This window comes from Alphaproteobacteria bacterium (assembly GCA_019635875.1).
Taxonomy (GTDB): Bacteria; Pseudomonadota; Alphaproteobacteria; order Reyranellales; family Reyranellaceae; genus JAFAZJ01.
Genome location: JAHBYP010000010.1, coordinates 114,325 through 130,125, shown reverse-complemented (window position 1 = coordinate 130,125; position 15,801 = coordinate 114,325). Strand labels below are relative to the sequence as shown.

14 protein-coding genes and 1 pseudogene are annotated in these 15,801 nt (G+C 67.3%); 7 read left to right on the top strand and 8 right to left on the bottom strand.

Annotated elements, in window-relative coordinates; genetic code table 11:
• Positions 1–3 precede the first annotated feature (3 nt).
• Together KF889_27335 and KF889_27330 are read left to right on the top strand one after the other, a co-directional pair.
• Complete coding sequence (locus KF889_27335; protein ID MBX3503173.1) at positions 4–903, top strand: Gfo/Idh/MocA family oxidoreductase; 900 nt, start codon at positions 4–6, stop codon at positions 901–903.
• Between the two features lie 90 nt (positions 904–993).
• On the top strand, positions 994–1,605 hold the full coding sequence (locus KF889_27330; protein ID MBX3503172.1) for a class I SAM-dependent methyltransferase: 612 nt from the start codon (positions 994–996) through the stop codon (positions 1,603–1,605).
• On the opposite strand, the gene KF889_27325 is transcribed toward KF889_27330, so the two are convergent.
• From KF889_27325 to KF889_27300, 6 genes are read right to left on the bottom strand one after another with little or no spacing between them, the layout of a single operon-like run.
• Positions 1,589–2,647 (bottom strand): alpha-ketoacid dehydrogenase subunit beta, encoded by a 1,059-nt coding sequence (locus KF889_27325; protein ID MBX3503171.1) that lies wholly within the window; start codon positions 2,645–2,647, stop codon positions 1,589–1,591. The two genes, KF889_27330 and KF889_27325, sit on opposite strands and share 17 nt — an antisense overlap.
• A gap of 11 nt (positions 2,648–2,658) precedes the next feature.
• The gene (locus KF889_27320) at positions 2,659–3,627 is read right to left on the bottom strand and encodes a thiamine pyrophosphate-dependent dehydrogenase E1 component subunit alpha (GenBank protein MBX3503170.1); all 969 of its coding nucleotides are present in this window, start codon (positions 3,625–3,627) and stop codon (positions 2,659–2,661) included.
• Positions 3,624–4,616 (bottom strand): GDP-mannose 4,6-dehydratase, encoded by a 993-nt coding sequence (locus KF889_27315; GenBank protein ID MBX3503169.1) that lies wholly within the window; start codon positions 4,614–4,616, stop codon positions 3,624–3,626. Before KF889_27315 ends, KF889_27320 begins: the two co-directional genes overlap by 4 nt.
• A 35-nt stretch (positions 4,617–4,651) precedes the next feature.
• Complete coding sequence (locus tag KF889_27310; protein MBX3503168.1) at positions 4,652–5,311, bottom strand: class I SAM-dependent methyltransferase; 660 nt, start codon at positions 5,309–5,311, stop codon at positions 4,652–4,654.
• A gap of 2 nt (positions 5,312–5,313) precedes the next feature.
• Positions 5,314–6,198 (bottom strand): NAD-dependent epimerase/dehydratase family protein, encoded by an 885-nt coding sequence (locus KF889_27305; GenBank protein MBX3503167.1) that lies wholly within the window; start codon positions 6,196–6,198, stop codon positions 5,314–5,316.
• A gap of 2 nt (positions 6,199–6,200) precedes the next feature.
• Positions 6,201–7,484, bottom strand: a complete 1,284-nt coding sequence (locus KF889_27300) for a UDP-glucose/GDP-mannose dehydrogenase family protein (GenBank protein MBX3503166.1) — start codon at positions 7,482–7,484, stop codon at positions 6,201–6,203.
• Between the two features lie 69 nt (positions 7,485–7,553).
• Here KF889_27300 and KF889_27295 point away from each other — a divergent pair, with 69 nt between their 5' ends.
• Complete coding sequence (locus KF889_27295; GenBank protein ID MBX3503165.1) at positions 7,554–8,711, top strand: TIGR04372 family glycosyltransferase; 1,158 nt, start codon at positions 7,554–7,556, stop codon at positions 8,709–8,711.
• Here the strand turns inward: KF889_27295 and KF889_27290 are convergent.
• Positions 8,698–9,380: pseudogene (locus KF889_27290) on the bottom strand (transaldolase). The gene KF889_27295 and the pseudogene KF889_27290 overlap by 14 nt on opposite strands.
• Positions 9,381–9,409: 29 nt before the next feature.
• Positions 9,410–10,015 carry an SIS domain-containing protein gene (locus KF889_27285; GenBank protein MBX3503164.1) on the bottom strand — a complete coding sequence of 202 codons (606 nt, stop codon included), beginning with the start codon at positions 10,013–10,015 and terminating at the stop codon, positions 9,410–9,412.
• Positions 10,016–11,099: 1,084 nt separating this feature from the next.
• Between KF889_27285 and KF889_27280 the strand changes: the two genes are divergently transcribed.
• From KF889_27280 to KF889_27265, 4 genes are all read left to right on the top strand, one after another.
• Positions 11,100–11,915 (top strand): response regulator transcription factor, encoded by an 816-nt coding sequence (locus KF889_27280; protein ID MBX3503163.1) that lies wholly within the window; start codon positions 11,100–11,102, stop codon positions 11,913–11,915.
• An 82-nt stretch (positions 11,916–11,997) separates the two neighbouring features.
• Entirely contained in the window at positions 11,998–13,443 is a 1,446-nt protein-coding gene (locus tag KF889_27275) for a sensor histidine kinase (GenBank protein ID MBX3503162.1), read from the top strand.
• Positions 13,444–13,540: 97 nt separating this feature from the next.
• Positions 13,541–15,004 carry a mannose-1-phosphate guanylyltransferase/mannose-6-phosphate isomerase gene (locus tag KF889_27270; GenBank protein ID MBX3503161.1) on the top strand — a complete coding sequence of 488 codons (1,464 nt, stop codon included), beginning with the start codon at positions 13,541–13,543 and terminating at the stop codon, positions 15,002–15,004.
• A gap of 123 nt (positions 15,005–15,127) precedes the next feature.
• On the top strand, positions 15,128–15,763 hold the full coding sequence (locus tag KF889_27265) for a polysaccharide export protein (GenBank protein ID MBX3503160.1): 636 nt from the start codon (positions 15,128–15,130) through the stop codon (positions 15,761–15,763).
• Positions 15,764–15,801: the final 38 nt, after the last annotated feature.

The window sequence follows — 15,801 nt, the reverse complement described above, 5'->3', positions numbered from 1 at the left end:
ATCATGCGTGTCGTCGTCGTCGGCATGGGCGTGCAGGGTGCCAAGCGGCGGGCCGCCGCCGGCTCCGACGTCGTGGCGACGGTCGACCCGGTGCAGCCCGCCGACTATCGCAGCCTGGCCGACGTGCCGCCGGACTCCTACGACGCGGCGCTGCTCTGCGTTCCCGACGGGCCGAAGCTGGCGCTGATGTTCGACCTCGCGCGACGCGGCAAGCACCTCCTGGTCGAGAAGCCCGTGCTCGGCGACGGCGCTGCGATCGAACGCGTGATCGACGCCGCCGCGGCCACCGGCGCGGTCTGCTACACTGCGTACAACCATCGCTTCGAACCGCATTTCGTGCGCATGAAGGCGCTGGTCGACAGCGGCGCGCTGGGCCGCCTCTATTCGGTACGCCTGTTCTACGGCAACGGCACGGCGCGGCTGGTGCGCGATTCGGCCTGGCGCGACACCGGCAGCGGCGTGCTGGCCGATCTCGGCTCGCACCTGCTCGACACCATCCATTTCTGGCTCGGCGCACCCGAGGCGCCGTTCTCGCTGACCGTGGCCAACCGCTTCGAGAACCGCAGCCCCGACCATGTCGTGCTGAGCAGCGCCGGCAGCATCGCCATCCAGCTCGAGATGACGATGCTGAGCTGGCGCAACCACTTCACCTGCGACGTGCTGGCCGAACACGGCAGCGCCCATATCGAGAGCCTGTGCAAATGGGGCCCCTCGACTTTTCGTCATCGCCGCCGCGTGCTGCCGGCCGGCCGGCCGCCGGAGGAATCCGTGACGCTGGTGCAGGACGATCCGACCTGGGCGGCCGAGTACGCGCACTTCAAGGCACTGTGCCGCAGCGGCGGCCCCGGCAATCTGAAGAACGATGTCTGGATCAGCGCCACGCTGCGGTCGATGGAGGCCTGATTGAGCGACCAGCCGCCGAAGACCAAAGAGCCGCAGTACGACTTGCTGTTCAAGGTCAAGGAGACCCACGGCGTCGCACGCTTCGGGCTGATGGCCAACGAATCCTGGAGCCAGGATCCCAAGCGCACGCTCTTCACGCTGGCGCGCTACAAGTTCGTCGCCAAGCTGCTGGCGGGCCGCCAGAACGTGCTCGAGGTGGGCTGCGCCGACGCCTTCGCCACCCGCATTGTGCAGCAGGCCGTGGGCAAGTTGACGGCCGTCGACTTCGATCCGGTGTTCATTGCCGACGTGCACGAACGGGCCGATCCGCACTGGCCGCTCACCGCCTTCGTGCACGACATGCTGCAGGGTCCGGTGCCCGGCACATTCGACGCGGCCTATGCGCTCGACGTGCTGGAGCATGTCGAGCCGAAGGACGAAGCCGCGTTCCTGGGGAACTTCTGCGCCTCTCTCGGGCCGGCCGGCATCGCCATCCTCGGCATGCCGTCGCTGGAGTCGCAGGCCTATGCCTCACCGCAGAGCAAGGCTGGCCATGTCAACTGCAAGAGCGGCGACGACCTCAAACGGGTGATGGAGCGATACTTCCACACCGTCTTCGTCTTCTCGATGAACGACGAGGTCGTGCACACCGGCTACTACCCGATGGCGCACTACCTGCTGGCGGTTTGCTCGCACCTCAAGGACGTCAGTACGGCCCCTTGAATGAGGGGTCCGGCACGTCCTTCCACTTGCGCGGATCGCTATCGTCCGGCGGCAACTCGCGGCTCGAGTCCAGGCTCTTGAGCGCCGCTGCGGCGATGTCGCGTGCCAGCGGGTAGTACAGGTCGGCCAGCGCCGGCGTCGTCGGCGTCGGGATGTGCGGCAGGCCGATGCGCAGCGGCGCCGACTTCAGCGCGCCGAAGGATCTCTCCGTCACGGCGGCGATCACCTCGGCGCCGACGCCGAAGAACTCGTGCCCCGTATCCGACACGATGAGCCGGCCGGTGCGGCCAACCGAGTCGCACAGCGTCGCCGTGTCGATGGGCGCGATCGAACGCAGGTCGACGACCTCGGCATCGACGCCGACCTGGGCCAGCAGATCGGCCGCCTTCAGGCTTTCCAGCGTCATGTACGAGGTGCCGGCGAGCGTGATGTCGCGTCCCCCGCGCATGATCGCGGCCTTGTCGAGCGCGACCTCGTAGGGCGCGTCGGGCACCGGCCCGGCGACGTTGTAGAGCCAGCGGTGCTCCAGCACGATCACCGGCGCATCGTCGCGCGCGGCGGCGATCAGCATGCCCTTGGCGTCGTGCGGCGTGGTCGGCATCACGACCTTCAGCCCGGGCACGTGCGCGAACCAGGCCTGCAGCGATTGCGAATGCTGCGGCCCCTGGCCCCAGCCGCGGCCGATGATCATGCGCACGGTGAGCGGCGCCTTGAGCTTGCCGCCGTACATGTAGTGCCACTTCGCCGCTTGGTTCACCAACGGCTCCATGGAGAGCACCGCAAAGTCGACGCGCATGTGCACGATGATCGGGCGGCGGCCCATCAGCGCCAGGCCCATCGCGATACCGGTCATCGCGTTCTCCGATGCCGGCATGTCGAAGACGCGGTCCTTGCCGAACTCGTCCTGTAGCCCTTTGGTTGTACCGAACACGCCGGTCGGCCCGGGCACGCCGAGGCCCAGGACGCAGTGCCGGGGGTCGTCCGCCAGCAATTGGGCGTGCGCCTCGCGAAGTGCCTCGAAATAGCGCAACTGACGCGTCATCGGTGCCTGGCTCACGAGGGGTACACGAAGCGCGCCAGCGCGTCCGGCGCGGGAAACGGGCTCGTCTTGGCGAAGGCGACGGCCTCGTCGAGCTCGGCGGCAATCGCCGCGGACATCGCCTTGTCGGCCTCCGCGGTCAATTCGCCCGCGGCGTTGAGCCTGTCGCGATAGACGCGCACCGGATCACGCGCCTGCCAGGCCCTGAACTCCTCGACGCTGCGGTACTTCAGATCCAGATCCTCGTTGGGACCGCAATGCTCGCGCCAGCGATAGGTCGCGAACTCGATCAGGCTCGGCCCCTCGCCACGCCGCGCGCGCGCGACCGCCTGGCCGCCCAGGTCGTGAACGGCGTCGACATCGTTGCCGTCGCCGTGCAGCGCGTGCAGCCCGTGCGCCGGCGCCAGTGCGTGGATCGGCCGCTCAGGCTGCCGCACATCGAGCGCGGAGTGCACCGAGTAGAGATTGTTCTCGCACACGAACACGACGGCCAGCTTGTGCGTGCCGGCGAAGTTCGCCGCCTCATGGAAGGTGCCCTCCTCGGTGCCGCCGTCTCCGACATAGACCACGACCACCTGATCGCGTCCGTCGAGCCGCGCCGCCCAGGCGGCGCCGACGCCTACTGAGATGGTGCTGGCGAGGATCGGTGCGGAGCCCATGAACCCGCAGTCGAGATCGATCAGGTGCTGGCTGCCGCCCTTGCCGGCGGCGCAGCCCGTTTCACGGCCGTAGAGCTCCGCCAGCATGGCTTTCAGGTCGCCGCCCTTGCCCAGATAGTGGGCGTGGCTGCGGTGGCCGCTGAAGACGAGGTCGTCGCGACGCAGATGGGCGGACACGCCGACCGGCGGCGCCTCCTGGCCGATCGACAGATGAGTCGGGCAGCGCATTTCCTGCTCGGCGTATAGATCGCCGATGCGCTCCTCGATCAGCCGGATGCGCAGCATCTGCCGAAAGAGTTCGAGGCGGGTGTTGTCGGGCATCAGGCGCGCATCACGTAGTCGGTGGGCCAGTCCCTGAGCTGGTCGAAATACTTGCGGCCCCAGGCCACCATCTCGCCCAAGCCCTCATCCCAGCCGATCTGCGGCTCCCAGCCGGTATCGGTCTTGATGCGCGTGCTGTCGAGCCAGTAGCGGCTGTCCTGACCGAGCCGATCCTCGGTGACCTCGGCCAGCTTCTCGAACGGGATGCCCAGCGCCTTGGCGGTGCGCTCGACGACCTCGCGGATCGAGGTCGGATCCTTCGGCCCCGCGTTGTAGATCACGCCCAGCGGCGCCTTCTCGGCGACCAGCTGGATGGCGCGGCCGAGGTCGCGCGCGTGGATGTACGACTTCTCCGCCTTGCCGCCGCCATGCAGCGGCAGCTTCTCGCCCTTCAGTCCCATCACCACGGTCTTCGGCACCACGCGATGCAGCAGCTGGCCAGGGCAATAGGCGTTCGACGGCCGGATCACGTTCATCGGGAACTTGAGAAACCGGAATACCGACACCAGGTACATGTCGAAGGCGACCTTCGAGGCGGCATAGGGCGAGGACGGCTTGATCGGCGTCTCCTCGTCGGCCGGTTTGTCGACCGAGCCGTACATCTCCGACGTGCCGATATGGATGAAGCGCTCCAGCCAGTCGCGCTTCATCAGCTCCTCGCAGAGCCGTGCCAGGGCCATGCTGTTGGTCTCGAAGAAGCGCCAGGAGTTCTTCCAGCTCACCGCACCCTCGCCCTGCGCGGCAAAGTTGACGATGATCTCCGGCTTCTCCCTGTCGAGCAGCTCGAGCAGCAGGTCGAGCTCATGGGTGACATGGCGCGCGTGGTACTCGAAGCCTTTGCGCTCCTCGATGCCCAGCGAGAACGCACCGGGGCGCAACGGATTGCGCCCGACGCCGATGACCTTCTTGGGATCGGCGTTGTCCAGCAGCCAGAAGGCGCTGTGGATGCCGAAGGAGCCGCCGCCCCCCAGGATGACCCATTTCTTGCCCAAAGCGCGCATCCTCCCGCCCGATCACCGCCGCCCTTCTAGGCGGCAATGACCGTCCATGTCCAATCGCCGCGAAAGCCGGCCTCGGCGAAGACCGCCTCCCAGCCCTGTGGATAGTCGTGGAAACGCGCCGTCAGCACCCAGTCGACGAAAGCCGCACGCTGTTCGGGGGTATGGTAGCTGTCGACGCGAATATAGCTGCGCCCCCGCCCGACCCGCTCGAACTCCTTGAGCGAACGCACGACGCCGGCACGGTCGAGATTGTGGATGACATCAAGTCCGATGACGAGATCGAAGCTGGCATCGGCGAATGGCAACTGATCGCACGAGCCGCGAACCAGCCGGTCCTGTGCCTCGGGCTCGGCATGGCTGAGCGCGTAGTGGGAGATGTCCAGACCCCGGACATCGAGACCCGGGCAGGCGCCCATCATGTCCTTGACCAGGAAACCTTTGGCGCAGCCGACATCGAGCACGCGCTGACCGGCGCGCAACCCGTAATGCGCCACGATATCCTGTGCCACGGGCACCCAGCGTCCATCGTACCGGTAACCGCCATAGCCGCAGTCGCGCGAGCCGTCGAAATAGTCGAAGCCGAACTCCATCGCACGCGCGACCAGCTCGGGCGACTTCGCCGTCGCGCGCGCCGCGACGTTGCGCCGGGTCGTAGGCAGCCTGCCCAGCAGATCGAGCTTCGCCATCTCTAGCCGTCGAGGTCGCGATGCAGGCGTTCGACGCCCTGCGGCAGTTGGGTCATCCGCAGGTCGGGGAACGCCGCGCCGATGGCGCCGATATCGAAGGGTCGAAAGCCGCCATGCGGCATCGGTCCCGTGCGCTTCGTGCCCGTCACGCGGATCTTGTCGCCATGCAGCGCGGCGACCTGCTCGGCGATCGACCGGAATGAATGCACGGCGCCTGACGCGACGTTGATGGCGCCGATCGAGCGTTGCCGCACGATGCGCGTGATGACGTCTGCGACATCGCCGATGAAGACGTGATCGCGCCGCTCCTCGCCTTCGCCGAACAGCACAATGTCCTTGCCCGCCCGCGCAAGACGAAAATACTGGTTGGGGCCGTAGCCACCATGCGGATCGGCGGCGCCGTAGATCATGGTCGGGCGCACGAAAGTCAGCGCGGACGGCGGCACCGCCTCGCGCAGCATGATCTCGCGCGTGAGCTGCATGATGCCGTAGAGATTATCCGGCCCCTTGAACGAGTCTTCGGTCAGCGGCGCATCGCTGTCGGCATAGACCGCGTCGGAGCTGACATACACGACGTGATCGACCGGACGCGCCTTCAAGGCATTGGCGATCCGGGCCATCATCGCAAGGTTGTGGACCACCATGTCCGATGTCCGGCACGGCACTTTCACCGCGGCGATCACGACGCAATCCGCGGGCTGAAGCCGCTCGACCAGCTGGCCCGCCGCGCTGTCGGCATCAAGATCGACCCGGGCGCGCGAAAGTCGCAGGACATCGTTCCCGACCGAGGCGAGATTGTCGGCCACCGCGCGGCCGACGAAGCCCGCGGCGCCGATCACAACCGTTCGCGACGGCGAAGCGGCGGGCGAACGCGTGTGCGTGAGAATGGTCAGTCCCTTCCCGGCAGGATCGGCGGTCGGCCGATCGAATAAAGTGCCAGGCCGCTTGCCGCAACCTTCTCGGCATCGAGCAGACGGTATGGGTCAATGACCACTCGACCGCGCATGCGTTTGGCCAACGCGGCCGGGTCGAGCGCGCGGTAGGCAGCCCAGGGCGTCATCAGCACGACGGCGTCAGCGCCATCGGCGACGGCTTCCGCCGCATCGACGGCCGTCGCGCCGGGTGCCGCGGTGCCAGGCACGACCGGATCATGGACCCTGATCTCGACATCGCGCAGCCGCCCGATAAGGCCGATCGCCGCACTGTTCCTGGTCGAGTGCGTGTCCTGCTTGTAGGCGAGGCCCAGCACGCCCAGCCGCGGTCGCTTCACCGTGTCGAGCACCACTCGCTTCAGCACCTGATAGGCCCAGTCCTTCATGTGGCGGCTGTTCTCGACATAGGCGGCGATCACGCCGGTGGCGGTGCCTTCGCGATCGCCCAGCCGCATCACCGTCGCGAGGTCGCGCTCCAGGTTGCCGCCGGCGATGCCCAACCCCGGCGTGATATAGGCCGACGGCCCGATGCGCGCGTCGAGTCTCAAGGCCGGCGCGATTTCCGACCAGTCGGCCGAGATCCGCTCACAAAGCTCTGCCAGCGTGTTCGTCGTCGAGACGCTCGCGACCAGAAAGCAATTGATCGCGATCTTGGCCAGCTCGGCGCTCTCGTAGCGCATCGGCAGGATCGGACAGCCGAAGCTTTCGAGGAAGCGGCGATAGGCCGGCGGCAATGGCGCCGCCGGATCGGCGCAACCGACGATGAAGCGTTCCGGCAAGGTCGCGCGCTCCAGTGCGCGTCCGAAGACCAGCGTCTCGACCTGGTAGTAGAGGCGGTCCGCGTCGAAGGCGACCTGACGCGTGAAGCCGGGAGGAACCTGGCTGAGAATGACCAGGGTGGCCTGCGGCCCGATAGCGGGCACAATGCCCGACAGCGACGCGTTGATCGACGCGAGGTCGCTGCCGCCGGCATCGTCGGTGGGCACGTCGAGCGCGACATAGACGACTTCGCAATCCGCAAGCATCCGAGGATCGCTGCTGAAGGAAAGCCGTGCGCGGTTGGCCGCGAAGGCGGCATCCAGTCCAGGCTCGACGACAGGCAGCCGGCCGGCCTCGATCCGAGCGACCAGCTCGCGGTCCTCAGAATAGCCCACAACATTGTGGCCCTTCGTCGCCGCGCCGACGGCAGAGCACAAGCCGAGATGGGTCAGGCCGGCGTAACCGATCAAGCGTGCGCTCATAGGTGGACTTGAACCCGTTCCCCGGTTTACGTGTGTCGGTGTACCCCGTCCACCTCGCCGAGAGCTAGGGTGCCGAAAATCTACTACAGGCGGATCGCCTACAATGTGCTGGCCCGCCTGGTCTGGCTGTTGCGCATCCGCTTCATCCGCCTGACTCACCCCGAACGGATCGGTCATCTGGCTCTGGAGCCCGATTGCTACGCCAAGGACAAGATGCTCGCTCGCCGGCGGGAGATCACCGTCCTGCTGGCGGATCCGGACAAGATCGCCAATCCCTGCCTGCTCGAATTGTGGCGCCAGCACTATATCGTGGTGCGCAGCCCGCGGCTCATGCGCTTCCTGCGGCCGCTGCAGCAGTACCCCTTTCTCGACCGCTTCCTGATCGCCTACGCCGTCGCCATCAACGACACCGCCACCTGCTACACGACCCACCGGAACTGGGGCAGGCGCGATCCGCTGCTCAAGCTGCCGCCGCCCCAGCGGCAGGCAGGGCGCGCCCTCCTGGCGAAGATGGGTGTGCCCGAGGGTGCCTGGTTCGTCTGCGTGCATTCGCGTGAAGGCGGCTACTCGCCGCACGATGAGCATCTGCACAGCTACCGCAATAGCGACATTCACGACTACGTGCCGGCGATGCAGGCGATCGTCGCGGCCGGCGGCTGGTGCATTCGCGTCGGCGATCCGACGATGCGACCGCTATCGCCGCCGATTTCCGGCGTGATCGACTACGCGCTCTCGCCGCACAAGAGCGCCGGGATGGATGTGTTCCTCGCCGCCGAATGCCGCTTCATGCTCGGCAACTCGTCGGGCCTCTACATCCTGGCGGCGACCTTCGGCAAGCCCTGCGCCCTCGCCAACCAGGCGCCACTGTCGGGCGTCTACGGCATCGGCATCGACGACCTCGCCATCCCCAAGCGGCTGAAGCGCGACGGCGCGTTCCTGTCCGTCGGATCGCTGCTGCGATCGCCGGCCGGCAACTATCGCTTCAGCGAGCAGTACGAGGAGGAAGGGCTGGAGATCGTCAACAACACGCCGGCCGAGATTCTCGCCCTGACCACGGAGATGCTTGAACGGCTAGGGGGCGCCGCCGTGTACACCGCCGACGACGAGGCGCGCCAGGACCGGTTCCGCTCGCTGTTCGCGAAGGGCCACTACAGCTATGGCGCCGCATCACGCATCGGCCGCGACTTCCTGCGCAACCTCGACGACCCGGCCATCAGATCAGCTTGAAGCCCGCCGCCCTGGCATCGTTGTGGAACATCTTGACCGTCTCCAGCGAGAACTGGTCGAGGTCCTTGCCGATCGTCGCCACCTTGGCGAGGATGTCCGACGTGATGGTGATGAGTCGCAGCCGATCTCGTCGGCCTGCACCAGGTTCAGCAACTCGCGCGGGCTGGCCCACAGCAGCTCGGCCTTGGGCAGACCGGCCAGCGCCGCCTTGGCCTGACGCATCACGGGCACCGGATCGACACCGGCATCGGCGATACGCCCGGCGAACACCGACACGATCGTGCGGCTGCCCGGGCTCACCGCCGCGGCCACGGCCTCGACCTGGGCGAGCGTCATCATTGCCGTGACGTTGAGCGAAAAGCCCTCGGCCGACAGCTTGGCGATCAGCGGCACGGCCGACTCGCCTTTCGTATTGGTGATCGGGATCTTGATGAAGGTGTCGCCGCCCCAGGACGCGATCACGCGCGCCTCGGCTTCCATGGCGGCGAAGTCGTCGGAAAAGACCTCGAAGGAGATCGGCAGATCCGGGATCGCGGCGATCGCCGCCCTGGCGAAGGCGGCGTAGTCGGTGATGCCCGATTTGCGCATCAGGGTGGGATTGGTCGTGAAGCCTTTCACCGTGCCCGCCCTGTGGGCCGCCTTCATCGGCTCGATGTCGGCGCCGTCCATGAAGATCTTGATCCTGAAGGCTTTCCTGCTCACCGGGTCGATTCCCACTTCATCTCGTTGGCCTTCAGCTCGGGGTGGGTGACGATCAGGTGCCACACCACGGCGTGGAACGCCTCGGTATGCGGCGTGATCGTCCCCGGATTGATCACCGGCACGATCACGCAGGCGTCGGCGACCTTGGCCGTGTAGCCGCCGTCGCGGCCGACGACCCCGATGATCCGGGCACCCACCTTCCGTGCGAGTTCCAGCGCACGCACCAGGTTGGGGCTGACATTCTTCTCCAGGTTGCCGCCGCCCACCGAGAAGATGAACACGGCGTCCTTGGCGCCCAGGCGGCTGCCCAGCAGCCAGTTGGCGAAGACCGTGTCCCAGCCGTCGTCGTTGATGCGCGCCGTCAGCTCCGAGACATTGTCGGTCGGTGCATAGGCCTCGACGCCGGCGATCTTGCGGAAGTCGTTGACCGCATGCGAGCAATTGCCGGCGCTGCCGCCGACCCCGAGGAAGAACAGCCGCCCGCCGCCGGCGCGCACGCCGGCGATAATGCGCACCATGGAGTCGATCTGGGCGCGATCCAGCCGGCGGACGATCTCCGCCGCCTCGTCGAGATAGGTCGCGGTGTACGGGCTGACGCTCACCGGCGCCGGCTCGGACGAAGCGTTGGAGGCGGTAGCGGGCAAAGCCTACCTCGCCTTCGAACGAAATGGCGCCCAAGGCCGGACTTGGATCACCGGCACAGCGATTCCCGCCCTCACCATGACGTGTCCCGCCACTTCCACCTACCCTTCGCCGCGCATCGACACCCCCACCCTACGATGCCGGCCCCGTGCAAAGTAGCCCTTTATCCGGCTCGCGAGCGGCGGATTCCTTCGCCGACGGAACTGCGCGGCGTTGGTTTCGTTGCATTGCTGGTTCTCCTTCCCGCCTGGCACATGCGATGCGACACCATACACAGCCTGCATGCGTTCCGGGCCGGCGGGCAGCGCGGCGCATTCATCGGGCTGTGGACATCCTTGAACCGGCAAGACCCCACCGCGAGGCCCGATGACCATCCGCCGTCGGTGTTCATTCTGTGACATGGGAGCCTGCGACTCTTCGGTCGAGGCGGGCCTGTCGCCCCAAACTTGCCAAGAATCAAGGATCAGTTTGCCGGCGTTACGGCACCGCGGGACCCGTTGCCCAATCTCGAGCGTCATCGCCGACTGACGCCCGGGCATGTCGGTTGCATGGAGTCGATTCCGAGTCCCGCGCCTCACACAGCAGGAACGGCAATGATACGCACGAGGCGGCTCACGCATTTCATCGGTGTTGCAGGGCTGCTGCTCTCGGGGTGCGAGGAGTTCTCCCGCGACATGCGACGCGATTTCGGCCGACTGACGGCCCAGTCGCCATTCGCCTCGTCCCGGCCGGCACGCTCGCCGACGCCCGCGGCTTCCCCCGCGCCGCGGCGCAACGTGGCCGACGTTGGCGATCCGAAGGCCACGACAAGCCCGAAGGAGCTCTCGGCTCCCGCCAAGGAGGAGACCGTGTCACCGCCCCTCAGCCTGGTTGGCCAGAGCGAGGGCGATATCCGCGCGCGGTTCGGCGCGCCCACAAGCGAGGAGGATCGCGCGCCGGGAAAAACGTGGCGCTACCGGAACGGGCAGTGCGCCCTGGACGTTTCCCTCTATCCCGATGTCCAGACGAGAAAGTTCACAACCCTTGCCTATGAGGTCAGGAGCGATGACAACACAGATCAAGGAAAGCGACTCTGTCTCGGACAGCTCCAGTCTCGCGCCCGGCTTCGGTAGCGTCGCCGACCAGGTCGGACCAACCCGGCTGATCTTCGTCGACGACGACGACCACTATCGCGAGGTCGTCGTCGCGGAGCTCGCCGAGCATGGCTTCGTCGTCGACAGCTTCGCCGATGGCGCGGCGATGCTCGATCACCTCGCCACCGGCGCCAGCGCCGACGTCATCGTGCTCGACTGGAGCCTGCCGGCGCTGTCCGGCATCGACCTGCTGCCCAAGCTCCGGCGCAAGGGGATCGTCGTGCCCGTCGTGTTCCTGACCGGGCGCGCCTCGCCGGCGCACGAAAACATGGCGTTCGACCGCGGCGCGATCGACTTTGTCGACAAGACGCGCGGCGTGCCGATCCTCGCCAAGCGTCTGCGGCTGATCGTCGACTCGGCGAAGCGCCCGGCGGTCATGGAGACCGGCGAGATCCTGCATTGCGGCCGCCTGATGCTGAAGCCGCACGTCAGCCGCGCCTACTGGGACGAGTTCGATGTCAACCTGACCCTGACCGAGTTCAACATCGTGCGCCTGCTCGCCTCCAATGTCGGCGAGCACGTGACGTATCGCGCCGTCTACGATTGCATGCACTACGAAGGCTTCATCGCGGGGAGCGGCGAGGATGGCTATCGAACAAACGTCCGATCCTCCATCAAGCGGATCCGCAACAAGTTCCGCGCCATCGATCCCGATTTTGCCGAGATCGAGAATTTCCCGTCGTTCGGTTACCGCTGGGGCCGTCCGCCGGCCCAGCACGCCGCCTGAGGCGAAGGGGGCATGGCCGGGGTGGCGCGCCTCGGCGCGCCGCCTCAGCGCGTCGCTGACGCTGAAGCTCGCGGGACTGACGGTGATCTGCGCGGTGCTGCCGGTGATCCTCTACGGCCAGTTCGAGGCGGCCGACCGGCACATGCGCGATCTCGTCACCCGCTCGGTGAAGGACCGTAGCCGGCTGATCGCCCAGGCGATCACGCCGATGCTCGCGCGAATGCCCGCCGGCGACCCGAACCTGGCGGACGAGCTGCTGAGGCACGCGACCGACGGGATGGCCCTGAAGCTGCTGTTCCAGCCGGCGCGTGAGGACGACGGTGGCGGCGGCTTCCTCTTCGTCGCCGCCGCGCCGGCGATCCACGCCGCGCAGCTGCAGTCCGATCTCGACGAGCTCAACCACCGCGGCATCCTCCCGCGGCTGTCGGATGCCTGCGTCGCGGATCTGCCCGGCGAGATCCGCTACAGGCAGCCCGACGGAACGATCGAGCTGCTGACCTCCATCGTGCCGGTGCGCACCGAGCGCGGCTGCTGGGTGCTGGTGTCGACGCACAGCACCGCGGAGTTCCTGCGCACGTCGATCGGCCAGCCCTACTGGGAGACCCGGCCGGTGCGCGTCGCCGCCATCATCTGCGCTGTGCTCCTGCTGCTGGCGGTGCTGACCGCCTTCAGCATCCGCCGCAGCCTGCGCCAGTTCCGCGAGGTGGCGCACGAGGTGCGCCAGGGCCGCATCGGCGAGGACGCCTTCGCCAAGCGCAACATCGTGCCCGAGCTCGGCAGCGTGGCGCGCGACTTCGACCGCCTGGTCGAGGATGTGCACCGCGTGGCGCGCGACATCCGCCAGTCGGCCGAGGACAATGCGCACTCCTTCAAGTCGCCGCTCGCCACCATCCGGGCCTCGCTCGAGCCGGTGCGCCGGGCGATGCCGCCCACCGACCAGCGCGCGCAGCGCGCGCTGGAGATCGTCGACGCGTCGGTCGATCGCCTGACGGCATTGGTGATGGCGGCGCAGCACCTCGACAACAACGCCGCCGACCTGATCGAGGCGCCGCGCTCGACCGTGAACCTCACCGAGATCATCGGCGTGTCGGTGCTGCATTTCCGGGAGTTGATGGCCAGCCGCGACGTGCGCCTGATTCGCCGGCTCGAGCCGCGCGTGATGGTTCGAGCCGCCGAGGGCGTCCTGGAGATCGTGCTGCAGAACATCCTCGAGAACGCCATCAGCTTCACGCCGCCCGGCGGCACCATCGTCGTGACGCTCACGCAGAACGACGAGACGATCGAGCTGCAGATCGACGACGAGGGTCCCGGCATCGACCCGCGCAAGCTGGACCGCATCTTCGAGCGCTATTTCTCGCTGCGTCCGCGCCCGCCCGGCGAGGGGACCATGCCGGACACCGGCCATGGAGGTCTCGGCCTGTGGATCGTGCGGCGCAACGTCGAGGCGCTGGGCGGCAGGGTGACGGCGGCGAATCGTCTCGGCGGCGGCCTGTCCGTGACGGTGACCTTGCCGCGCAACGGCGGCTGAAAGTCGGTCGCCGGGCGAACACAGTTTGAACACTGGAGGACCCTGACTCGCGCTCCTAGCTTCAGTCGCAGCACTGCAACGACGGAGCGCACGAGTCATGGACACCATCGCCAACCTCGCGCGGTTCCGGGAGCCGGGCTCGGCGCAGATCCATCCCGTCATCCTGTCCGGCGGTTCCGGCACGCGGCTGTGGCCCCTGTCGCGGGCATCGTATCCCAAGCAGCTGCTGAGCTTGGTCTCCGACCGCACCCTGCTGCAGGAGACGGCGCTGCGCAATTTCGACGATGTCGGGTTCACCGGCCCGCTGGTGATCTGCAACGAGGAGCACCGCTTCCTCATCGACGAGCAGCTCAAGCAGGTCGGCGTCAAGCCGCAGGCCATCCTGCTCGAGCCGCTGGCGCGCAACACCGGCCCCGCCATCACCGCCGCCGCGCTGTGGCTGCTCGACCGCGATCCCGACGCGCTCATGCTGGTGCAGCCCTCGGACCACGTCATCGCCTCACTGCCGCGGTTCCACGACGCCATCCGGCGCGGCCTCGGCGCGGCGCAGAACGGCATGCTGGTCACCTTCGGCATCAAGCCGACGCGGCCCGACACCGGCTACGGCTACATCCAGGGCGGCGACGCGGCGAACGGCTCGCCCGAGGTGCTCGCGGTCGAACGCTTCGTCGAGAAGCCGGACCGGCCGACCGCGCAGCGCTTCGTCGACAGCGGCGTGTTCTACTGGAACAGCGGCATATTCCTGCTGGGGGCCCGCGCCTTCATCGAGGATCTGGCGCGGCTGAACCCGGCGATGCTCGAGGCCTGCGAGAAGGCAGTCCGCGCCGGTCGGCAGGATCTCGACTTCTTCAGGCTCGACAATGCGGCATTCGCCGAAGCGCCCGCGATCGCCGTCGACCGCGCGGTGATGGAGCGCACCGATCGCGCCGCCGTCGTGCCGGTCGACATGTCATGGAGCGACGTCGGTTCGTGGCAGTCGCTGCGCGAGATCAGCCAACCCGACGGCGACGGCAACGTGCTGCGCGGCGATGTCGTGACCAGGTTGGTGCGCGATTCCTACATCCGCACCGATGGCAGGCTGGTGGCCGCGATCGGCGTCGAGAATGTCGTGATCGTCGCCACCGACGATGCTGTGCTGGTGGCCGACGCAGACACGGCCGGCGAGCTGTCGGAACTCGTCGAGGCCATGCGGCAGCGCAACCGGTCCGAGCCCGTCACGCACGTCACCACCTATCGGCCCTGGGGCTACTACCGCACGGTCGACGCCGGGCTGCGCTACCAGGTGAAGCGCATCATGGTGAAGCCCGGCGCGAAGCTCAGCCTGCAGAAGCACTACCATCGCGCCGAGCACTGGGTCGTCGTCCAGGGCACGGCATTGGTGCAGCGCGGGCAGGAGCGCATGCTCGTGCGCGAGAACGAGTCGGTCTACATCCCGATAGGCACCGAGCACCGCCTGGAGAACCCCGGAAAGTTGCCGCTCCAGCTGATCGAGGTGCAGTCCGGCCCGTACCTGGGCGAGGACGACATCGTGCGGGTCGAGGACCAGTACGGCCGCGCCTGAAGCATCCGCCGATGCCCCGGTTTGGTCACACCGAGTGCGCGCCGCCCGTTGGTAAGAATCCGCTTCAAGGGAGCTGTGCCCCATTCGGGCGAGCGACCGTCACTTAGCGCTACAGGTGGTGAGATGACATACAAGGTCGTGAACGCCTTCTCGATGTCGCGTCGTGGTCTTCTGATCGGCGCGATCGCGCTGGCCGCGTGCGACACGGACAACACGCCCATCATCGCGGCGGACGACGGTGATGCCCTGCAATACGCCGGCGGTCCGGGCATCGCGGGCGCGGGCGGCGACGCTTCGGGCAGCTATCGGCTGAACCCGGGCGACAAGATGCGCATCATCGTCTACGGGCAGAATCATCTGACCGGCGACTACTCGCTCGACAACGCCGGCATGCTGTCTTTCCCCCTGGCCGGCCAGATCAGGGCCGCCGGCATGACGCCCGGCGAGCTGGAGCGGACCATCAAGTCGAAGCTCGATCCCGACTACATCCGCGGCGCCAGCGTCAGCGTCGAGGTGGCCAGCAAGCGGCCATTCTACATCATCGGCGAGATCCGCAACCCCGGCAGCTATCCCTACGTCTCCGGCATCAGCGTGTTCAATGCGGTCGCCCTCGCCGGCGGCTACACCTACCGCGCACGCGAGAATTCCTTCTACATCAAGCGCACCGACAAGAACGGACAGATCGTCCGTGTCGTTGCCGATTCCAACACGGTGATCCGGCCCGGCGACACCATCCTGGTGCGAGAACGGTACTTCTGATGACAGATGGGCAGCGTCGACCACATTTGCCGCAACGG